At 60.4% G+C, this 21,601-nt stretch carries 18 protein-coding genes; 9 read left to right on the forward strand and 9 right to left on the reverse strand.

The features are described 5' to 3' along the window. Nucleotides 1-11 precede the first annotated feature (11 nt). The 7 genes from algG to yaaA form a co-directional block, all read right to left on the reverse strand. Nucleotides 12-1,601, reverse strand: a complete 1,590-nt coding sequence (gene algG, locus MOQ67_RS06350) for a mannuronan 5-epimerase AlgG (RefSeq protein ID WP_046488662.1) — start codon at nucleotides 1,599-1,601, stop codon at nucleotides 12-14. After that, complete coding sequence (locus MOQ67_RS06355; RefSeq protein ID WP_198717667.1) at nucleotides 1,601-3,088, reverse strand: alginate export family protein; 1,488 nt, start codon at nucleotides 3,086-3,088, stop codon at nucleotides 1,601-1,603. The genes algG and MOQ67_RS06355 overlap by 1 nt, the downstream gene beginning before the upstream one ends. Then, nucleotides 3,085-4,587 (reverse strand): alginate biosynthesis TPR repeat lipoprotein AlgK, encoded by a 1,503-nt coding sequence (gene algK / locus MOQ67_RS06360; protein ID WP_232591282.1) that lies wholly within the window; start codon nucleotides 4,585-4,587, stop codon nucleotides 3,085-3,087. The genes MOQ67_RS06355 and algK overlap by 4 nt, the downstream gene beginning before the upstream one ends. An 8-nt stretch (nucleotides 4,588-4,595) precedes the next feature. Then, nucleotides 4,596-5,762 carry an alginate biosynthesis protein Alg44 gene (locus tag MOQ67_RS06365; protein ID WP_017848639.1) on the reverse strand — a complete coding sequence of 389 codons (1,167 nt, stop codon included), beginning with the start codon at nucleotides 5,760-5,762 and terminating at the stop codon, nucleotides 4,596-4,598. Nucleotides 5,763-5,800: 38 nt separating this feature from the next. Beyond that, the gene (alg8, locus tag MOQ67_RS06370) at nucleotides 5,801-7,282 is read right to left on the reverse strand and encodes a mannuronan synthase (RefSeq protein WP_198717666.1); all 1,482 of its coding nucleotides are present in this window, start codon (nucleotides 7,280-7,282) and stop codon (nucleotides 5,801-5,803) included. Between the two features lie 83 nt (nucleotides 7,283-7,365). Then, entirely contained in the window at nucleotides 7,366-8,682 is a 1,317-nt protein-coding gene (locus MOQ67_RS06375) for a nucleotide sugar dehydrogenase (RefSeq protein WP_046384626.1), read from the reverse strand. Nucleotides 8,683-9,570: 888 nt separating this feature from the next. Further along, entirely contained in the window at nucleotides 9,571-10,350 is a 780-nt protein-coding gene (gene yaaA / locus MOQ67_RS06380; RefSeq protein ID WP_017848642.1) for a peroxide stress protein YaaA, read from the reverse strand. A gap of 131 nt (nucleotides 10,351-10,481) precedes the next feature. Here yaaA and MOQ67_RS06385 point away from each other — a divergent pair, with 131 nt between their 5' ends. The 5 genes from MOQ67_RS06385 to moaE all read left to right on the forward strand — a co-directional run bounded on the left by MOQ67_RS06385 (nucleotide 10,482) and on the right by moaE (nucleotide 14,662). Further along, nucleotides 10,482-11,606, forward strand: coding sequence for a polysaccharide deacetylase family protein (locus MOQ67_RS06385; protein ID WP_046384624.1), 1,125 nt, complete (start codon nucleotides 10,482-10,484; stop codon nucleotides 11,604-11,606). Between the two features lie 349 nt (nucleotides 11,607-11,955). Next, the gene (locus MOQ67_RS06390; protein ID WP_017848644.1) at nucleotides 11,956-13,350 is read left to right on the forward strand and encodes a PhoH family protein; all 1,395 of its coding nucleotides are present in this window, start codon (nucleotides 11,956-11,958) and stop codon (nucleotides 13,348-13,350) included. A 147-nt stretch (nucleotides 13,351-13,497) separates the two neighbouring features. Beyond that, nucleotides 13,498-13,971 (forward strand): cyclic pyranopterin monophosphate synthase MoaC, encoded by a 474-nt coding sequence (gene moaC, locus MOQ67_RS06395; protein ID WP_017848645.1) that lies wholly within the window; start codon nucleotides 13,498-13,500, stop codon nucleotides 13,969-13,971. Continuing rightward, entirely contained in the window at nucleotides 13,968-14,210 is a 243-nt protein-coding gene (gene moaD / locus MOQ67_RS06400; RefSeq protein WP_017848646.1) for a molybdopterin converting factor subunit 1, read from the forward strand. The genes moaC and moaD overlap by 4 nt, the downstream gene beginning before the upstream one ends. 2 nt (nucleotides 14,211-14,212) lie before the next feature. Continuing rightward, complete coding sequence (gene moaE / locus MOQ67_RS06405) at nucleotides 14,213-14,662, forward strand: molybdopterin synthase catalytic subunit MoaE (protein WP_198717665.1); 450 nt, start codon at nucleotides 14,213-14,215, stop codon at nucleotides 14,660-14,662. A gap of 147 nt (nucleotides 14,663-14,809) precedes the next feature. On the opposite strand, the gene rhlB is transcribed toward moaE, so the two are convergent. Together rhlB and MOQ67_RS06415 are read right to left on the reverse strand one after the other, a co-directional pair. Then, complete coding sequence (gene rhlB, locus MOQ67_RS06410) at nucleotides 14,810-16,285, reverse strand: ATP-dependent RNA helicase RhlB (RefSeq protein WP_198717670.1); 1,476 nt, start codon at nucleotides 16,283-16,285, stop codon at nucleotides 14,810-14,812. A 96-nt stretch (nucleotides 16,286-16,381) separates the two neighbouring features. Then, nucleotides 16,382-17,038, reverse strand: a complete 657-nt coding sequence (locus tag MOQ67_RS06415; protein ID WP_017848649.1) for an alpha/beta hydrolase — start codon at nucleotides 17,036-17,038, stop codon at nucleotides 16,382-16,384. Nucleotides 17,039-17,383: 345 nt separating this feature from the next. Between MOQ67_RS06415 and MOQ67_RS06420 the strand changes: the two genes are divergently transcribed. The 4 genes from MOQ67_RS06420 to MOQ67_RS06435 all read left to right on the forward strand — a co-directional run bounded on the left by MOQ67_RS06420 (nucleotide 17,384) and on the right by MOQ67_RS06435 (nucleotide 21,553). Continuing rightward, complete coding sequence (locus tag MOQ67_RS06420; RefSeq protein ID WP_017848650.1) at nucleotides 17,384-18,415, forward strand: amino acid ABC transporter substrate-binding protein; 1,032 nt, start codon at nucleotides 17,384-17,386, stop codon at nucleotides 18,413-18,415. Nucleotides 18,416-18,487: 72 nt separating this feature from the next. After that, complete coding sequence (locus tag MOQ67_RS06425; RefSeq protein WP_046488647.1) at nucleotides 18,488-19,669, forward strand: amino acid ABC transporter permease; 1,182 nt, start codon at nucleotides 18,488-18,490, stop codon at nucleotides 19,667-19,669. A gap of 10 nt (nucleotides 19,670-19,679) precedes the next feature. Continuing rightward, nucleotides 19,680-20,777: an amino acid ABC transporter permease gene (locus MOQ67_RS06430; RefSeq protein ID WP_017848652.1), complete on the forward strand. Its 1,098-nt coding sequence runs from the start codon at nucleotides 19,680-19,682 to the stop codon at nucleotides 20,775-20,777. An 11-nt stretch (nucleotides 20,778-20,788) separates the two neighbouring features. Further along, nucleotides 20,789-21,553: an amino acid ABC transporter ATP-binding protein gene (locus MOQ67_RS06435; RefSeq protein ID WP_003171943.1), complete on the forward strand. Its 765-nt coding sequence runs from the start codon at nucleotides 20,789-20,791 to the stop codon at nucleotides 21,551-21,553. Nucleotides 21,554-21,601: the final 48 nt, after the last annotated feature.

Consider the following 21,601-nt stretch of genomic DNA (forward strand, 5'->3'; position numbering starts at 1 on the left):
AAGGGTCATCCTCAGTCCTGCATTTCGGTCTGGCGTTCGACAGGGTCGATCAGCACGGCTTTCTGCTGGCGTACCAGCAGGTCGAGAATTTCTTCCTGGCGCTCGCCAAGAATGCCGTTGAAGCTGATGCCGCTGGATTTGGTCGGCGCCAGCATCGACACGCGGTACAGCTCGATACTCAACGGCGAGTCGATCGACAGCGGCCCGCTGCCGTTACCGGCCAGTTCGCCGCCGACCACGATCAGCGAGACCTTGGTGTCGAACGGGTCGAGGGCGATGTCGCGGTCGGTGTCGGTCAGGTCCTTGATGTGGCCGTAGACGCCGGTCAGCCCGTTGGCCATCGAGGTGTTTTCGTACAGCTTGATGTTGACGCTGTTGCGTATGCGGATGCCGTGGCGACGGTTGGCGATCACCTTGTTGCCCCACAACAGGTTGTCGCCGCTCTCATAGAGCGTGATGCCGTCGGTGTGGTTGCGGTAGATCTCGTTGTCGGCGATCAGGTTGTTCACACTGTTACGGTCGATCACTAGGCCCGAAAGCTTGTTGTCGTAGCTGCGGTTGTTGAAGATGAAGCTGTCGTTCACTTCCCGGGAAATGATGATGCCGTGCTTCTTCTTGGTGCCGTAGACGGTGTTGTCCGCGATGATCAGGCCGTGGGAACGGTCGTGGGGGTCGATGCCGTAGACGATGTTGTCTTTGTAGGTGTTGCCCTTGATCACGAAGCCTTCGGTCTCGTAGCAGTAGAAGCCGTACCACATGTCCGAGAACTCGGAGTCGATGATCCAGCCGGTCGGTTCAGGGCGCTTGAGCACCTTGGCCATGTTCGGCGTGTACTGGGAAATACTCACCCCATACGACTTACTGTTGGCATAGCCGAAACTGGCCATTTTGGTGTTGGCGATGTAGGTCTCGGTGCCGCCCCAGGCCAGCAGGAACGGGCGGAATTCCTGGGGCGACTGGAAGGTCGCCGGGCCGTTGGCCTTTTCTTTCCAGCCGGTGATCTTGGTATCGCGCACGAACAGCTGACCGTCGTTGATCAGGAACGCACCGGCCTCCTGGGACAGGCGCAGTTCTTTGGTGTGCTTGTCGATATCGAGGATGCCCTTGCGCCCGACCACGATCGGCAACTTGGCGAGGAACACGCCCGGCGAGGTTTCGCTGAGGTACTGCTTGGGCACTTTGCCCAGCAGGTCCTTGAGGTTCATGTAGCCGTCGTCGATAAAGATCGCCTGGGGAATGCCGTGCTGGCGCACCACCCACTCGGCCATCTTGTTGTCGCCGCCGATGAAGTCCTTCAGCGCGTCTTCCTGCATCATGCGGCGGATGCTGATTTTGCCCGGCTTGGTTCTGACGATTTTCTTTTCCATCGCCGCGGCGGTGTAGCCCGACAGGTCCGGCAGGGCCGGCTTGGGCATTTCCAGCGGCGCGGTCGGCGGGCTGGAAATGGTGTAGGTCTTGGCCTGTTGCAGTTCTTTGGCGATGGTCGGCGCCTTGACCGGCTGCGCGGTATCGGCGAAGGCTGTGGCATTGGCCATCAGCATCGCGGTCACCAGCAAGCATCTGCCTGTGAAGGGGTGAGCAATCATTGCGCGGGCTCCCATCAGAACTTCCAGATCACGTCGACAAAGGCGCGATGCATGTACGAGTCGACCTGGCTGCCATAAGCGTCGCCCGGTTTGAACACGCCGGCACGAAAGCGCACCAGGGCCGACGGTTCGTCGATCGACTGGCTGAGCGCGGCCGGCAGCAGGCCTTTCTTGAAGTACTTGGTGACGACCAGGTCCATCTCCTGGCCCAGGTCTTTCTTGCCGTCTTCAAGGGGCAGGGAAGTGCTGGACAGGATCGCGCCGGTTACGTCGTCGGTGTTGTTCTGCACGGCGTCGATGCCGTTGCTGCCCACCGGCTTGTTGCCGTCGACGCGCCAGAACTTGTGGTACACCAGGCTGGCGTCGTAGTCCTCGCGCAACTGCCAGGAACCGAACAGGCTCATGGACTGCATGTTGTTCATCTCGCCGCGGAACGCTTCGCCGAAGCGATGCAGGCGGGACTGGGTGCCGGTGAAGTTCGAACGGTTGCTTTGCAGGCCGTTCTGTTCGTACTCGGCGCTGGCGCGGGCATAGGCCGCACCCACTTGCCACTGCGGGTCGAGGCGCAGGCGGATACCCAGGTCGGTGGCCCAGCCGCTCACGTCTTCGCTGCGCTTGGCGTTGCTCGGGCGGGTGCCGTCGGCGTTCAACGCGTTGACGGTGTCGCGGTCGCCCTGCATGCCGGTGACGCTGGCCCAGTAGTTGACGGTGTTGGTGTTGCGCCAGTTGTAGGCGTCGCTGTTGGCCTCGATGCCGAGCCAGGTCAGGTCGCCGTTCTCGCGCTTGTCCGAGGGGTCGATGGGCATGCCCGGTTCGGAATAGTCGAGCTTGCCGTCGTCATGGGTGTGGTGCCCGCGCAGGCCGATCCACTGGCCTGGCGTCCACTGGTAGGCGGCGTCGGCGTAGAAGTGCTGGCGGTCTTTTTCGTCGGGCGACAGCTCCTTGAGGTCGGTGCGGTATTCGCTGAAGCGTTCGGCGGCGCCGACGTTGGCCTTGAGCAGGGTAGTGTCGAAGGTCCAGTTCAGCGCTTCGATGTTGGTGTCGCGCCATTGGCCGTCGTCATTGCGCAGGCGCTGGCGGCCGAACTTGAGGAGCTCGCCGGGGTAGGGCGTGAAGCCGCTGTAGCCGACCCAGAACTCGCGCAGGGCCAGGTAGTTTTTCTTCGCTGTGCGGTCGCTGTTGCTCGACTGCTCGGTGGTGTCATCCGAGGACTGCTGCAGGGTGTCGGTCTCGATGATGTCGCTCGAGGCAACGGCCTGGCCCATGGCGTAGGCGCTCCAGTTGCCGCTTTCGCCGTAGATCCACGGGCGCAGGTCGAGGCCGATGCCGTTGACGTCGCCACCCTTTTGGGTGCCGAGGTCACGGTCGTCTTCGGACTGGCCGGTGACTTTGACTTCCAGGCCGAAGTTCTTCGCTTCGGTCAGCGCGGCCAGGGTCGGGCACGACCACAGCAGGGCGAAGGTCAGGCCGATACCGGCCTGCACGAATGGATTGAGCTTCATAGGGATTCCTCGCCGTCTTCTTCTTGCAGGGCGTGCAGTTGCAGCGTGCTCTGGGCCAGGGTGCCGCGCGCGGCCAGTTCCTGTTGCACCAGGCGTTGGCCTTCGGCGCGTTGTTCCGGCGTCAGTGGGGCTTCGAGCTGCGTGGCCAGGTCGTTGGCCTCTGGTGTGTCCTGGGCTTTAGCCAATTGGCTGAAGACATAGGCGTTCAATGGGTCGGGCTTGGTGCCCTTGCCTTGGGAAAACAATTGCGCGATGGCGAAGTCGGCGCTGTTCTGGCCGTTGCGCGCAGCAGTCAGCAGGTGGTCCAGGGCTTTTTGCGAGTAGACCTTGCCCAGGTAGCCACGGCGGTAGATCTGGCCGAGGTAGTAATCGGCGGCCACTTCGCGGCCCAGGGCTTTCTCGAAATGCGCTTCGGCGGCCTTGGCGTCCGCCGGCACCCACTTGCCATCGTAGTAGAGCTTGCCCAGCAACAGCTCGGCGCGCGGCTGGTCGGCGGCGCGGCCGTTGTCCAGGTACTTCATCATCTGGTCGACGTCGCCCAGTTCCGGGAAGTCGTAGAGCAATTGCGCCAGGCTGACCCAGGATGCGGGGTAGCCGGGGGCGATTTTTTCCAGCAGCGCCTGGGCGGTTTTCTCGTCGGTCTTGCCCAGCGTTGCGTCGCCCAATACGCGGGCCACGCTGTCGATGCGCTGTGCGGTGACGGTGCCGCGGCTGTAGCCGGCTTCCATTTGCTTGAGCAGTTCGGCCTGTTTTTCTGGCTCGGCTTTTTTCTGGTAGACCGTGGCCAGTTCGACGTAGCAGATGTCGGTGGTGTTCAGCGCGGCCTTGCAGATGCGCTCGACATCATCCAGATGCTGGTCGTAGGTGTCCTGGGTGCGATACAGCAGCACCTGGGCCAGACCGGCTTCCGGGTAACCGGCGGCCTGCCATTTGTTGATCTGCTGCTGGGCGTTCACGTTGGGGAAGCTGTGCGGGTATTGCAGGTACAGCATCGCCAGCGGGATCAGGGTGTTGCCTTCGCCATTGGCAAAGGCTTTTTTCAGCAGGCCTTCGGCTTCATGGTGTTCGGCGTCGGTGGCGCCGGGCTTGGCCACCAGCAGGCGCCCCAGGCGGGCCTGGGCGCGCGGCGAAATATCCGCAGCGGCGCGGTAAGTGGCCTCGGCCTGTTTGATCTGCGCCGGGTCGCGTGTGCCGACCTGGATATCGGCCAGGCCCACCTGGGCCTCGCTGTAACCCAGGGTCGCCAGTTGCTGGTAATTCTGCTGCGCGGTGAGCGTGTCGCCCCGCTTGAGGGCTTCGTTGGCCAGGCGCTGGTCGGGCAGGCCGGCGCAACCGGCGAGGCTGACCGCAAGTGCCAGCAACGCGACAGGGCCCTTGTGGGAGCGGGCTTGCTCGCGATGCAGGCCGTGCGGTCCGTCAGGCAAACCGCACTGATCCCATCGCGAGCAAGCCCGCTCCCACAGGGATTGCGGTGTTTTCAGGAGAGTCGTCACAGGCATGTCCTCGCTTACAGTCCGGCAGCCATGGCTTTATCGATCAGCCAGTTCAGCGATGGGCCACGGTCGCTGGTGACTTCCACCGGGCGGCCGGCGTAGGCGCTGTCCAGCGGTGCGTCCGGCTTGATCTGCACGCGGATGTCGGAGGACAGGTCGGCGCTGTTCAGGCTGGTGCTGCTGACGATGGTGCCGGTGCGGGTCTGTTCTTCGTCGGCGACCTGGAAGTTCACCGGGGTACCTGGGCGAACGTCAGCGAACTGGCGGTAGGAGAAGCGTGCTTCCACGTTGGCCAGGCTGCCGCGAGGCACCAGTTGGAAGATCACGTCGCCTTTGCTTGCGTATTGACCGTCGGCCACCATTTGCTGGGCCACGATGCAGTCGCAAGGCGAGGTCAGGGTGCCGGTCATTTGTTTGCCGAACAGTTCTTCGACCTTGGCCGGTTGCAGTTGGTCTTCGTCCAGGTGGCCCTTGAGCACGTCGAGCATGCTGGTGCTGAAGGTCGCGAGCGGCGCGCCTTTGGCCGCCACCGCGTCGCCTTTGAGCAGGCTTTGCACGGTGCCGTCGCGGGGCATGGTCACGTTCATGCCGGGCACGCTGACCAGGCCGGCCTGGGCGTGGCTGACGAAGTACATGCCGTACAGCGATTTGAAGACGAAACCGAATGCCGCCAGGCCCACCAGGAAGATCGCCAGGCTGAACGTCACGGCGCGCAGGCGGCCGAAGACGCTCATGTTGCTGCCGCCGTCCTTGACCTTGCGCGCCTTGGTGAAGTTGTCGCGTTGCAGGGTGGCGAGTACGTCGCCCATGGTCACGATATCGCCCGACAGGTGCGACGTGATCAGGTGACGCAGCGTGGAAATATCCTGCGCGTCGAGGTTCTGGAACTGGCAGCCGGTGCGCCCGCTCTGGCGGTCGTAGGAGCGAATCTGCAGCTCCACATCCATCGCCAGGCCGAGGTTGTCGATCACAAATTGCAGGCGACCCTTGTGGACTTCGCCAACGATCAGCGGCTGGGTGGCGGTGAACGCCAGGCCGCCGGCGGACAGGTCGATGACCCGCGCTTCGGTCGGCGTGCGGTCAGTGTTGAAAAAGCGCAACTTGGCCGGGATTTTGACCCGGGCGTGCTGGCGTTGGGCTTCGGATTCGTGGACAACGTTGGCGTTTACTTGGCTGTTCATCAGGGCAATTTCCTAGAGTTAATTCAGGCTTGGCAGGGTCAGACCATCATCAGCAACACGGCGACGAAAATGCTGCCGGCGGAGAAGGTCATGGTCCGAGACGACCAGGTGTTGAACCAACGTTGAAAGCTGGCCAAATCGCGGGTCAGTTTGGTGTCCTGGCGGGTCCAGGACTGTTGATCGAGGCGGAAGAACACGTAGATCTTCACCAGCGCGCCCATGATCTGGTTGTAATAGAGAATCACCGGGTACGCCGGGCCGATCCTGTGCCCGGAGCACGACAGCAGCACGGTCAGGATCAGGCGGGTGATGCCGATCCACAGCAGGTACGCGAGGATGAACGCACCGCCGTACTTGAAGGTGGCGATGATCGCCACGGTCAGACCGAGCAGCGAGGTCCACATCGACACGCGCTGGTCGAACAGCACCACGCTGGTGAACAGGCCGAGGCGACGTACACCCAGGCCCAGGGCGCGGGAGTTCTGGCGCAGGTTGTTGCCGTACCAGCGGAACATCAGCTTGCGGCTGGCTTTGATAAAGCTCTTTTCCGGCGGGTGCTCCACGGTGTTGATCGCGGCATCCGGTACGTAGAAGGTGTCGTAGCCCAGGCGCATCAGGCTGAACCAGCTGGACTTGTCGTCGCCGGTCAAAAACTTGAAGCGGCCCAGGCGCCAGTGTTGCAGCGAGTCGCTTTCCACATCGGCGATAAAGCCCGGGTCGGTGACCACGCTGGCGCGGAACACCGACATGCGCCCGGTCATGGTCAACACGCGCTTGGACAGGGCCATCGAGCACATGTTGATGTGGCGCTGGGCGAAGCGCAGTTTGTGCCATTCGCTCATGATGTAGCCGCCGCGCACTTCGCAGAACTCGTTGGTGGTCAGGCCGCCGACATTGCCGAACAGCTGGAACCACGGCGCGGTTTTGCGCACGACGCCTTCGGCGAGCACGGTATCGCCATCGATCACTGCAACCACGGCGCGGTCATCCGGCAAGTGGCGGGAGATGGCGCGGAAACCGAAGGCCAGGCCGTCGCGCTTGCCGGTGCCGGCGATACGCACGAAGTCGAGCTTCACATGGCCCGGCGGGTTCATGCGTTCCCACAGGCTTTTCACCAGCAGTTCATCGGACATTTCCACCAGCGAGCAGACCACGGTGGTGGGGAAGCCGCATTCGATCGCTTCGCGGATCACCGAGCTGTAGACCTGCGCGGTGGTCAGCGCATCGATCCGGAAACTGGTGACCATCAGGAACACATGGGACGGGTCCGCGGCCTTGCCCAACTTGCGCACTTTGCGCCGCAGGTGGGGGTAGACCACGTACAGGAACAGCATGCCGCGAAAGAAATGCGTCGCACCCATCGAGTAGCGCCAGATACCGACGGCGCCAATCAGGAAAATAAAATTCTTCGACTCGGAGTCGAACGTACTCGCCGGCAACAGCAGGGCGAGTCCCATCAGCAGGCTCAAGAAGAACAGCCAGCCGGCGGATTGGAGCAGTACGTGTTTTAACTTGGACATAGGCGTCATCCGCAGGTGAAGGAGGTTTCGAGCTGCAAGCGCTGGGGATCAGGACGCCGGCAGCCCGAAACTTGCGGTTGCTGTTACCAGCAAATACCTTCGGTACGGCCGCTCACACTGGTGGCCTTGGACATGAAGCCCACCAGGTCGACCACTTGCTTGCCGTGCGGTGCGTTATGGGCCAAGGCCCGGAACTTCTCGTCACGGTTGCCGAGGATGATCACGTCGCAGTTGTTGATCACATCGTCGAAGTCCGAGTTGAGCAGGGACGACACGTGCGGGATCTTGCCTTCGATGTAGTCCTTGTTCGCGCCGTGGACACGGGCGTACTCGACGTTGCTGTCGTAGATGCTCAGGTCGTAACCCTTGCCGATCAGCATTTCCGCCAGCTCCACCAGGGGGCTTTCGCGCAGGTCATCGGTGCCGGCCTTGAAGCTCAGGCCCAGCAGGGCGACTTTGCGTTTGTCGTGGCCGGCGACGATGTCGAAGGCGTTCTGCACCTGGGATTCGTTGCTGCGCATCAGCGAGTTGAGCAGCGGCGCTTCCACGTCCAGCGAGCCGGCGCGGTAGGTCAGGGCGCGCACGTCTTTGGGCAGGCACGAGCCGCCGAACGCGAAGCCCGGGCGCATGTAGTACTGGGACAGGTTGAGGGTCTTGTCCTGGCAGACCACTTCCATCACTTCGCGCCCGTCGACGCCGACGGCCTTGGCGATGTTGCCGATCTCGTTGGCGAAGGTCACCTTGGTGGCGTGCCACACGTTGCAGGTGTACTTGATCATTTCGGCAACGGCGATGTCCTTGCGGATGATCGGTGCGTCGAGTTCTTCGTACAGCGATTGCAGGACATCACCGGAGGCTTTGTCGAATTCGCCGATGACGGTCATCGGCGGCAGGTCGTAGTCGGCGATGGCGGTGGATTCACGCAGGAACTCCGGGTTGACCGCAACGCCGAAGTCGACGCCGGCTTTCTTGCCGGAGCAGTCTTCGAGGATCGGGATCACCACATTGGCCACGGTGCCCGGCAATACGGTGCTGCGCACGACGATGGTGTGGCGGGTGGTCTTGTCACGCAGGACAAAACCGATCTCGCGGCATACCGATTCGATGTAGTTGAGTTCCAGGTCGCCGTTTTTCTTGCTCGGCGTACCGACGCAAATCATCGACAGGTCGGTAGCGCGGATGGCTTCGGCGAAGTCGGTCGTACCGCGCAGTCGTCCGGTCTCGATACCCTGGCTCAGCAGCTCGCCCAGGCCCGGTTCAACGATCGGCGATTTGCCTGCGTTGATCAGGTCGATTTTTTCCTTGGAGATGTCTACGCCGACCACTTCATGGCCGCGGGCAGACAGGCAACCGGCACAGACTGCGCCAACGTAACCCAAACCAAATATGCTGATACGCATCGCATTTACCTCTGTATTAAATCGTGCCATTAAATGGCCGGAGTTCATGTTTGCAAGCGTCACTGATGCCGCGAAAGTTAGGCGAATAGACGCCGACTTGCCGCGTGCAGGCATGTTGAATAACGAGTGACTAATGATTGCACTCAAGTTGTGCGCAACTTGGCCTTGTTATTGGTGCTTGCCCTAAAATGCAGCCGGCCTTCCTGGGAGAAGGGCCTGGCGCCAGTGCAACAGGGCCTTGATAAAAGGCTGTAAGCCTATAGTTATCAATGCCTTGGGTTATGTCACTGACCCATTGGGGTAAGCACGGCCTTGGCCTTATAGTGTGTGGCAATCGATCCTTATCGCCGCTCTTAACTAATCGGTTGGTAATATGAGCCCAGAGTCAAAGTTTAATGTGACAACTTTGCTACTTCCGTTGGTCGCCATGTAAGTCATCTCTTACAGAAACAGAGAATTCCGTTACCGGTGGTATGAGCGGTGCTTTAGGGCTAAGTTCCTGGCCGCTCATCCTGTTTCCGGAAATTTCTTGAAATATCAGCAAAGATGGCACTGGTACTATATTGATAGCACTTGCTATTTGGGCCAGTAGTTACGGGGAGTTGGAGCGCGGGAATAGTTTTGTGCCACTAGTGATTTAAAAAAGTGGTGCCACTACGAAAAAAAATGACGAATGTCGAGTGAAATAATTGTTAGAGATGCGTCAGGATATTTTTTGACGCCAAATAATTGACGATTCCCGCTGTGAAATGCAGACAAAAAAATGTGGGAGGGGGCTTGCCCCCGATGGCGGTGTGTCAGTCTATCCATGTATGACTGATCCCCCCCATCGGGGGCAAGCCCCCTCCCACATTTGATCTTTAGCGTCTATGAGGGCGGAGCAGGGCCTTATTCCGGTGCGTGATCGCGCAGGAACACCAGGTTGTCCGGCTTGGACTGCTCGGCATTGAAGCGATAACCCTGCACATCGAACTGCTTGAGCTGGGCCGGGTCGTTGATACGCTCTTCGATCACGAAGCGGCTCATCATGCCCCGGGCCTTTTTCGCGTAGAAGCTGATGATCTTGTACTGGCCGTTCTTCAGGTCCTTGAACTCGGTATTGACGATCCGCGCATTCAGCGCCGTGCGCTTGACCGCCGAGAAGTACTCGTTGGACGCCAGGTTGAGCAGCACGTCATCGCCTTGTTCGGCCAGGGCTTGGTTGAGCCACTCGCTGATCCGGGTGCCCCAGAAGGCGTACAGGTCCTTGCCACGGGCGTTGGCCAGTTTGGTGCCCATCTCCAGGCGATACGGCATCATCAGGTCCAGAGGGCGCAGCAGGCCGTACAGGCCCGAGAGCATGCGCAGGTGGTCCTGGGCGTAGCTGAAGTCGGCGTCGCTGAAGGTGTCGGCGTTGAGGCCGGTGTACACGTCGCCCTTGAACGCCAGCAACGCCTGCTTGGCGTTGGCCGCTGTGAACGCCGGGGTCCAGCTGCCGAAGCGCGCGGCGTTGAGGCCGCCGATCTTGTCGGACACATGCATCAATTCGCTGATCTGCGCCGGGCTCAGGTGGCGCAGTTGCTCGATCAACTCCTGGGAATGGTCCAGGTACTGCGGCTGGGTAAAGCGCTGGGTCGCAGGCCTGGACTCGAAGTCGAGGGTCTTGGCGGGGGAAATCACCATCAGCATGAAGTTGGCTCCTGTAATCGTGCTTGTAACGTGGGCGGGATTCTAGGGGGTTGGGCACTTTGACTCCACCTATGATGGCGATAGGCGCGATCCGTTATGATGGCCGGTGATTCTGGAGAGGGAGACCCTGTGTGCGAATAGCGCTTTTATTGTCGGCGTGCCTGTTTTGCCTGAACGCCCACGCGGCGCCGGTGGACGTGGCCAGCCTGGATCGCGGCGTCTGGCCGGAAAAACTCAGCAGCCCTGCGCTGTTCGACGTGGCCTCGCGCGCTGAAATATTGATGTTCGCCCACAGCCTGATCGGCAGCGAAGCCCTGGATGAAGCGGCGCTCAAACAGCGCCTGGGCCTGAAGATCATCAACCTGGCGGCCATCGACGATCTGCGTCGCCAGCTCTGGCGGCGCCTGTTGGAGAATTACACCGCTGCCCAGGAAAGTTGCGAGGAGGACGCGTCGTTCTGCTACCTGGTAGAAAACATGGACGACCTGCGCGAGCAGGCCGGCAAGTTCGAGGTCAGTGACAACTCCTTCTATATAGGCTGGGCCGGTCCAAGCCACAATTTCCACGAGCGTTACCTGGACGAGTTGCTGCGCAAAGCCGCGCTGTTCCCGCAGATCAGCAGCGAAATCGCACGTTTCGGTGACCATGAGCGCAATGGCGACGAATTCAACGACCGCCTGTTCCTGCTGACCTTCGACGGCGGCCCGGCGCCGGTCAGCGGCAATACCGACTGGCTCACCGATTACCTGCGCAAGCAGAAGATGAATGCCACGTTCTTCGCCCTCGGCAGCAGCCTGCAAAACCGTGTGGAGCGCAGTTCCGTCGCGGATGTGCAGGCGCTGTATCAGGGGCAGTGCGTAGGCACTCAAGGTTGGCAGTACCGTTCCCACAGCCATTGGGTCGACTGGCAAAGTTCGATCATCCGCAGCGCCGCGCTGGCGCAGAACCTGATGCCGGAAAACTACGTGCCGCTGTTCCGTCCACCTTACGGCCAGCGCCGCGCGGACAGCCAGGGTTTCTTCCAGTCCCAGGGTTTGCAGGTGGCGTTGTGGGATATCGACTCCCAGGACGAGCCAGGCAAGCTCAAGGCCGATGAGTCGGCGCAGCGGGTGCTGACATTGATGTTGTTGTGGCGCAAAGGGGTGATTGTGTTTCACGACACCCAGGACAAGGCGCGGGTCGCATTGCCGATGGTATTGCAGGCAACGGCGCAAAGCGGGCTGGGTTGGCAGGACTGCCGGGAGGCGTTTCGCTGAAGAGGCTGAAGTGCCCGCTCCCGTTGGGGATGCGGCATTTTCGGGGTGATTTTGTACGATATTTCTATGCGGGCCGACTTCCGACTTTAACGGGGTAGCTGGCACTCGGCTAGTGCTATTCGTCATCCTGAAAAATAAACTTCAAAAAAACGTCAAAGTGCTTTTTCCTGTCATGGGTTTTGCGGTATTACGAAGTCAGATCGCCGAAACCTGCAACACAGGTGGCGTCTTCCAAGACTCCTCATGTGGGCACTGCACTTGACGTCACGCAAGGTGCAGTCGGTGGTCGAATCGAGGCGCAGCACTGTTGTGGTATTGCGTCGACTGGCTCCCACAAAGGTGACCGAGTATGGATGATCATGGACGTAACCCTTCTTCCGACCAGCCAATCCTTTATGTGCTTGATACCAACGTACTGATCCACGATCCGAACGCTCTGCTTAACTTCGAAGAACACCACGTCGCCATCCCGATGATCGTGTTGGAGGAACTCGACAAACTCAAAAGCGGGCATCACAGCGTGGCCGCCGAATGTCGCCAGGCCATCCGCCTGATCGACAAAACCCTGGGTGAAGCGTCACCCGAGGACGTCGAAGTCGGCGTGCCGATCCAGCGCGGCAAAAGCGGGCCCAAGGGTTTGTTGTCGATTCTGATGAGCAAGCGCAGCGAGCCCAACAGCCTGCTGCCGGAAAACCTCAACGACAACAAAATCATCAACCAATTGATCGACCTGCACGCTCGTGACAAGGACATGCGCGTGGTGCTGGTGACCAAAGACATCAATATGCGCCTCAAGGCACGAGCGTGTGGGATCGCTGCCGAGGACTACAGTACCGACCAATTGGTCGACGACGTGTCGATGCTGTCCCGTGGTTATCACACCATGACCGGCTCGTTCTGGGACCGCGTCAGCAAGGTCGAAACCCGTCAGGACCACGGTCGCACCTGGCACCAGGTGCAACTGATCGACAACCTGCCGGCGGTACACGTCAACGAGTTCATCATCGACGAACAGGGCTTCGTGGGCTGGATCAAAGAGATCCAGGTCGACAGGCTGCTGATCCTCGATCTGCATCAGGAACCCCTGTTGCACCAGGAAGCCTGGGGCCTGAAACCGCGTGATATCTACCAGAGCCTGGCGCTGTATGCGCTGCTCGACCCGGACATCCACCTGGTCAACCTGACCGGTGCCGCCGGCTCGGGCAAAACCATCCTGGCCCTGGCGGCCGCCATCGAACAGACCATGGTGACCAAACGCTATCGCCGCATCATCGCCACCCGCAGCGTGCAGGGCCTGGACCAGGAAATCGGTTTCCTGCCCGGCACCGAAGCGGAAAAAATGGAGCCGTGGCTGGGGGCGATCACCGACAACCTCGAAGCCTTGCACATGGATGACGAAAACACCCATGGCAGCGTCGACTACATCCTCAGCAAAGTGCCGTTGCAGTTCAAATCCCTCAATTACATCCGAGGTCGCAGCTTCCAGCAGAGCCTGATTTTGATCGATGAGTGCCAGAACCTCACGCCGCACCAGATGAAAACCATCATCACCCGTGCCGGCGCCGGTTCCAAAGTGGTGTGCCTGGGCAACCTGGCGCAGATCGACACCCCTTACCTGTCCGCGACCAGCTCCGGGCTGACTTACCTGACGGAACGCTTCAAAGACTTCCCGAACGGCGTGCATATCGCGCTGCAGGGAGTTCCACGTTCGATCCTGGCCGAATACGCCGAATCTCACTTGTAAACGCGGTCCATGTAGGAGCGAGCTTGCTCGCGAAGAGTGTCTACGATAACGCGGGGTCTCTGGAGCCCCGCGTTGTTCTTTGGTTTTTCGCGAGCAAGCTCGCTCCTACAGGGTTTACAATCGACGCTCCTGATCAGGAGTATCCCTGTGCTGACTCATCTCGATTCCCAAGGTCGCGCCCATATGGTCGACGTCACCGACAAGTCCGTGACGTTCCGAGAGGCGGTGGCTGAAGCGCGGGTGCGTATGCTGCCCGAGACACTGAAAATGATTGTCGATGGTGCCCATCCCAAGGGCGATGTGTTTGCCGTGGCCCGTATCGCCGGGATCCAGGCGGCGAAAAAAACCAGTGATTTGATCCCCTTGTGCCATCCGCTGATGTTGACCGGCGTCAAGGTCGAACTGAACGCCGAGGGCATAGACTCCGTACACATCGTGGCGCGCTGCAAGCTCTCGGGCCAGACCGGCGTAGAGATGGAAGCGCTGACGGCCGCCAGTGTCGCTGCGTTGACCATCTACGACATGTGCAAGGCCGTGGACCGTGGCATGACCATTGAAAACATCCGCCTGCTGGAAAAGCTCGGCGGGAAAAGCGGGCATTTCAAGGCGGACCAGGCATGAGCATCAACGTACTGTTTTTTGCCCGCTACAGCGAAACGATCGGCCTGGATTCCCTGGAGATGGAAGGCGACTTCGCCACCGTCGACGCGGTGCGCCAGGCATTGGTTGGCGATGCGGGCTTTGACGTGCTCAACGAGACCAGCTTGATGTGCGCGCGCAATCAGGAAATGTGCAGCGTCGACGAGCCGCTCGAAGCCGGTGATGAAGTCGCCTTCTTCCCACCCGTGACCGGAGGCTGAGCATGGCCATCCGTGTGCAGCCCGCGCCGTTTGACCCCGGCGTCGAAGTCAACGCGATGCACGCCGCCAATGTCGGCGTCGGCGCTGTGGTGAGTTTTGTCGGCTATGTCCGCGACTTCAATGACGGCCACGACGTGGCGGGGATGTTCCTGGAGCATTACCCCGGCATGACCGAAAAGGCCCTGGCCAAGATCGCCGTGGAAGCCGAACAGCGCTGGCCGCTGCTCAAGCTCGAAGTGCTGCACCGCATCGGCGCGCTGGAACCGGGCGAGCCCATCGTCTTCGTCGCCGCCGCTAGCGCGCATCGTCAGGCTGCGTTTGATGCCTGCGCGTTTGTGATGGACTACCTGAAGACCCGTGCGCCGTTCTGGAAGAAAGAAAATACCAGCGAAGGCGCGCGTTGGGTGGACGGGCGCGACAGCGACCACGCCGCAGCGGATCGCTGGAAGTAGCCAGCCGAACACCTATCTCAAAATCAGCTGAAATCAAATGTGGGAGGGGGCTTGCCCCCGATAGCAGTGGCACATTCAACATCTCTGTTGACTGACCCACTGCTATCGGGGGCAAGCCCCCTCCCACACTTTTGACCGCATTTGAGCTTAGGGGCGTTTGCGTTCTACAGCCCGGAGCAAGTGCGTCGGCGGTGTCTCGCAGCTGATCTTGCGGCCCAGCAGCGTCTCGATCGACGGCAACTGATACGAGTCATCCTCCCCGGCAAAGCTGATCGACACACCCGCTGCCCCGGCACGGCCGGTGCGGCCAATACGGTGTACGTAGTCGTCGGGCATTTCGGGCAGGGTGAAGTTGATCACATGGCTGATGCCGTCGATGTGAATCCCGCGCCCGGCCACGTCGGTGGCCACCAGCACGCGGATCTTGCCTTCGCGAAAGCCTTCCAGGGTCTTGATGCGCTTGTGCTGCGGCACGTCGCCCGACAGTTGCGCGGCGTTGACGCCATCGCGCACCAGGCGCTCTTCGATACGACGCACTTCGTCCTTGCGGTTGGCAAACACCATCACGCGCTCCCAACCGTTGTCGTTGATCAGGTTGTAGAGCAGCTTGTACTTGTCGGCACCGGCCACGGCGTAGATGTGTTGCTCGACGTTTTCGCTGGCGACGTTCAGCGCCTCGATTTCGACGATGGACGGCTCGGTGGTCCACTGCTTGGCGAGGTTCATCACGTCTTCGGTGAAGGTCGCGGAGAACAGCAGGGTCTGGCGCTCGTTTTTCGGCGGGGTCTGGCGAATGATCTGGCGTACTTGCGGGATAAAGCCCATGTCGAGCATGCGGTCGGCTTCGTCCAGCACCATCACTTCGACCATGTCCAGGTGTACGTCGCCGCGCTGGTTGAAGTCGAGCAGGCGGCCCGGAGTGGCGACCAGGATGTCGCAGTGGCGCGCTTCGAGGTGCTTGAGCTGCTTGTCGAAGTCCATGCCACCGACAAACGTCATGACGTTGAGGCCGGTGTACTTGGTCAGGTCGGCGGCGTCCTTGGCGATCTGCACCACCAGCTCGCGGGTCGGGGCGATGATCAGCGCGCGCGGCTCACCCATGTAGCGTTCTTTCGGCGGCGGCGTTTGCAGCAGTTGGGTGATGATCGAGATCAGGAACGCGGCGGTCTTGCCGGTGCCGGTCTGGGCGCGGCCGATGGCGTCTTTGCCGGCCAGGGTGAAACCCAGCACCTGCGCCTGGATCGGTGTGCAGTACGGGAAGCCCAGGTCCTGGATGGCGTGCATCAGTTCCGGTGCGAGCTTGAAATCGTGGAAGCGGGTTTTGCCTTCCTGGGGTTCGACGACGAAATCTTCGAGTTTCCACGGTGTGACGGGCGGTTTGGACGCGCGTTCACGGCGTGCGGCTTTTGGCGCAGGCGCGGTTGCCGCAGCGGCTTCGGCCGGTTTCGGCGGTTCGGTTGGCGTCACCTCGAGCGGTTTCGGCGCGGTCACAGGCGCGGCCAGGCCAGGCTGTTTACCGTCGTGGCGGCTGCCGGGTGTCGGGACGGGAGCACTGGGAACTGGCGCGAGCGGCTCAGCCTCGCTTTTGCCGAACATCTTCTTGAGTGCTTTGAGCACGGTGATCTCATTAATTGGTTAAGGAATATACGCCGGCCAGTGTAATGCAAGAATCGGGCGCGGCGTAGTGCGTCTGTCATGTGGCTAAATAAACGGCGGTGTTCAGCGCAGTCGTTCGGCCAACCACGTACCGATATCGCTGATCTCTTCAGGTAACACTTCGTGACCCATTGGGTATTCCTGCCATGTCACGGTGACACCACGGGTCTTCAAGTGCTCGTAAGCGCTGCGTCCCATTGCGTTCTGCACCACCTCGTCGTACTGGCCATGCAGGCAAAGGACCGGAATGCGCTGCTGACTGGCGGATAATTCCAGCTCGTCGTCGAAGGTCGGCGCATAAGTGGAGAGGGCAATCACGCCACCCAAGGCGCCTTGCCATTTATGGAAAGCGGTGTGGTACACCACGGCGCCACCCTGGGAGAAACCCGCCAGGAAAATCCGCGAGGCGTCTATTCCGCTGCTTTTTTGTTCCTTGATCAAATCCGTGACCATTTTGGCCGACTCTTTCAGCTCTTCCAGGCTGATGGACCGCGCCGGGCTCATCGCCCTGATGTCGTACCAACTGGGCATCTCATAGCCGCCGTTGATGGTCACCGGGCGGGTCGGTGCTTGAGGCAGGACGAAGCGGGTGGTCAGCAGGTTTTCCTGCAGCGCTTGGGCCACCGGTTGGAAGTCGTAGCGATCGGCACCCAGGCCATGCAGCCAGATTACGCAGGCGTCTGCAGGCTTGGTGGGCTGAAGAATCAAGGGGTTGCTCATGTCTGCTCCATTAATGTGCGTGCGCTCCGATTGAGTGCGACGGAACGGTGCGCAATAGTTTGATCTGTTACGAGAATGTCGCAAGGTTGAATCTTTTGCCATTGACCTTGGGCTGAATCGACTCAGCAGCCACTCTGGTACGCGCTTTGCTATGTGTAGGTCGATGTCAGATCTTTCCTGGGACGGTAACACTATCAGTGACTGCCGTTTGTGGGATAGCAACTGGAATTACTGCGACTGCCTCATGCTGCTTGACCCTAATAAAAGCCAACACGGGTCGATATCGCCTCATAAGGGTGCGCTGAGGTTCTAGCTCCGACACAACAAGAGCAACTGGAGGTTTGAATGAAGGTATTGAAATCCACCCTGGCCATCGTTTCCGCGGCCGCTGTATTGGGTGTCAGTGGTTTCGCCCAAGCCGGCGCCACCCTGGACGCCGTGCAGAAGAAAGGCTTTGTGCAATGTGGCGTGAGTGACGGCTTGCCGGGTTTCTCGGTACCGGATGCCAGCGGCAAGATCCTCGGGATCGACGCTGACTTCTGCCGCGCGGTAGCCGCTGCCGTGTTCGGCGACGCGACCAAGGTCAAATTCAGCCAGTTGAACGCCAAGGAGCGTTTCACCGCGCTTCAATCCGGCGAAGTCGACATTCTGTCCCGTAACACCACCATGACCAGCTCCCGCGATGCGGGCATGGGCCTGAAATTCCCGGGCTTCATCACTTACTACGACGGCATCGGCTTTCTGGTAAACAACAAGCTGGGCGTTAAAAGTGCCAAGGAACTGGACGGTGCAACCATCTGCATCCAGGCCGGTACCACCACCGAGCTGAACGTTTCCGACTACTTCCGTGGCAACGGTCTGAAATACACCCCGATCACCTTCGACACCTCCGACGAAAGCGCCAAGTCGCTGGAGTCCGGGCGTTGCGACGTACTGACCTCCGACAAGTCCCAACTGTTCGCCCAGCGCAGCAAGTTGGCCTCGCCGAAAGACTACGTGGTTCTGCCGGAAACCATTTCCAAGGAGCCGCTGGGCCCGGTCGTGCGTAATGGCGACGACGAGTGGCTGGCCATCGTGCGCTGGGTTGGCTACGCCATGCTCAACGCGGAAGAAGCCGGGATCACTTCCAAAAACGTCGAAGCTGAAGCCAAGTCCACCAAGAACCCGGACGTTGCGCGTCTGCTCGGTGCCGACGGCGAATACGGCAAAGACCTGAAAGTGAAGAAAGACTGGGTCGTACAGATCGTCAAGCAGGTCGGCAACTACGGTGAAGTGTTCGAGAAAAACCTCGGCAAGAACACGCCACTGGAAATCGACCGTGGCCTGAACGCGCTGTGGAACAACGGCGGCATTCAATACGCACCCCCTGTGCGCTGATCGCTGATGGTTCTATCACCCGGTGGGCCAACCGCCGGGTGATGTTCTGTTCCATTCTTTCCGGGGCACTTCATGCAAAATAAAATCGGCGCACCCAAGCAGAAGCTCAGCTTCAGCGACCCCAAAGTGCGTGCGTGGCTCTTCCAGATCATCACGATTGTGGCGGTGGTCTCGCTGGGCTGGTACCTCTTCAACAATACCCAGACCAACCTTCAGCACCGAGGCATTACCTCGGGTTTCGACTTTCTTGAGCGCAGTGCCGGCTTCGGCATCGCGCAGCACCTGATCGACTACACCGAATCGGACAGCTATGCCCGGGTGTTTGTGATCGGGCTGCTCAATACCTTGCTGGTGACTGTGATCGGCGTGGTCCTGGCGACCCTGCTCGGGTTCATCATCGGCGTGGCCCGCTTGTCGCCCAACTGGATGATCAACAAGCTGGCGACGGTGTACGTGGAAGTGTTCCGCAACATCCCGCCGTTGCTGCAAATCCTGTTCTGGTACTTCGCGGTGTTCCTGACCATGCCGGGGCCGCGCAACAGCCATAACTTCGGCGACACGTTCTTCGTCAGCAGCCGTGGTCTGAACATGCCGGCCGCGCTGGCCGCCGACGGGTTCTGGCCGTTCGTGACCAGCGTGGTCGTGGCCATCGTGGCGATCGTGCTGATGACCCGCTGGGCCAACAAGCGCTTTGAAGCGACCGGCGTACCGTTCCACAAATTCTGGGTGGGCCTGGCGCTGTTCATCGTGATTCCGGCGTTGTGCGCGTTGATCTTCGGCATGCCGTTGCACTGGGAAATGCCCAAGCTGCAAGGCTTCAACTTCGTCGGCGGCTGGGTGCTGATCCCTGAACTGTTGGCGCTGACCCTGGCGCTGACCGTGTACACCGCGGCGTTTATCGCCGAGATCGTGCGCTCGGGCATCAAGTCCGTCAGCCACGGCCAGACCGAAGCCGCACGCTCCCTGGGCCTGCGCCCCGGGCCGACGCTGCGCAAGGTCATCATCCCGCAAGCCCTGCGGGTGATCATTCCGCCGCTGACCAGCCAATACCTGAACCTGGCGAAAAACTCGTCGTTGGCCGCCGGTATCGGTTACCCGGAAATGGTTTCGCTGTTTGCCGGCACGGTGCTCAACCAGACCGGCCAGGCCATCGAAGTCATTGCCATCACCATGAGCGTGTACCTGGCGATCAGCATCAGCATTTCCCTGCTGATGAACTGGTACAACAAGCGCATTGCGCTGATCGAGCGGTGAGGAAACGAGCATGAGTTCGCATACGTTCAAACCTGATATGCCACCGCCGAGCAAAGTCTTCGGGCCGATGGCATGGATGCGCGCCAACCTGTTTTCCAGCTGGCTCAACACCCTGCTGACCTTGTTGGCGTTTTACCTGATCTACCTGGTCGTGCCGCCGATCCTGCACTGGGCCATTCTCGACGCCAACTGGGTCGGCACCACTCGCGCCGACTGCACCAAAGAAGGCGCCTGCTGGGTGTTTATCCAACAGCGCTTCGGGCAGTTCATGTACGGCTACTACCCCGGCGACCTGCGCTGGCGCGTAGACCTGACCGTGTGGTTGGCCATCGTGGGCGTAGCGCCGTTGTTCATCTCGCGTTTTCCACGCAAGGCGATCTACGGCCTGGGCTTTCTGGTGTTGTACCCGATCATTGCCTTCTTCCTGTTACGTGGCGGCATTTTCGGCCTGACCAGCGTGGCCACCAGCCAATGGGGCGGCCTGATGCTGACCCTGGTCATCGCCACCGTCGGCATCGCCGGTGCCTTGCCGCTGGGGATTGTGCTGGCGCTGGGGCGGCGTTCGAACATGCCGGCGATTCGTGTGGTCTGCGTGACCTTCATCGAGTTCTGGCGCGGCGTGCCGTTGATCACGGTGCTGTTCATGTCCTCGGTGATGCTGCCGTTGTTCCTGCCCGAAGGCATGGGCATCGACAAGCTGCTGCGGGCGTTGATCGGCGTGATCCTGTTCCAGTCGGCCTACGTGGCGGAAGTGGTGCGCGGTGGCTTGCAGGCGATTCCCAAAGGTCAGTACGAAGCGGCCGCGGCGATGGGCCTGGGTTACTGGCGCAGCATGGGCCTGGTGATTCTGCCGCAAGCCCTGAAGATGGTGATCCCCGGCATCGTCAACACGTTTATCGCGCTGTTCAAGGACACCAGCCTGGTGATCATCATCGGTTTGTTCGACCTGCTCAACAGCGTCAAGCAAGCCGCCGCCGACCCGAAATGGTTGGGCATGGCCACTGAAGGCTACGTGTTCGCCGCCCTGGTGTTCTGGATTTTCTGTTTTGGTATGTCGCGCTATTCCATTCATTTGGAACATAAGCTCGACACAGGCCACAAGCGTTAGGAGTTGTTGTTATGAGCGAAGCGATCAAACAGCCTGTGAGCCCTGAAGGCATTATCCAGATGCAGGGCGTGAACAAGTGGTACGGCCAGTTCCACGTATTGAAAGACATCAACCTCAACGTCAAGCAGGGCGAGCGTATCGTGCTGTGCGGCCCGTCGGGTTCGGGCAAGTCCACCACCATCCGCTGCCTCAACCGCCTGGAAGAACACCAGCAGGGCCGCATCGTGGTCGATGGCGTGGAACTGACCAACGACCTCAAGCAGATCGAAGCGATCCGCCGCGAAGTCGGCATGGTGTTCCAGCACTTCAACCTGTTCCCGCACCTGACCATCCTGCAGAACTGCACGCTGGCACCGATGTGGGTGCGCAAGATGCCCAAGCGCAAGGCCGAAGAAATCGCCATGCATTACCTGGAGCGCGTGCGTATCCCGGAGCAGGCCCACAAGTTTCCGGGGCAACTCTCCGGCGGCCAGCAACAGCGCGTGGCGATTGCCCGGGCGCTGTGCATGAAACCGAAAATCATGCTGTTCGACGAACCGACCTCGGCCCTCGACCCGGAAATGGTCAAGGAAGTGCTCGACACCATGATCGGCCTGGCCGAAGACGGCATGACCATGTTGTGCGTGACCCACGAAATGGGCTTTGCCCGCACCGTGGCCAACCGCGTGATCTTCATGGACAAGGGCGAGATCGTGGAACAGGCGGCGCCGAATGACTTCTTCGACAACCCGCAGAATGACCGGACCAAGTTGTTCTTGAGCCAGATTCTGCATTGATCGATGGTTGATGCTTGAAGCGATAAACCCGGCACCAGGCCGGGTTTA

It is taken from the genome of Pseudomonas sp. LY-1, from assembly GCF_053502595.1.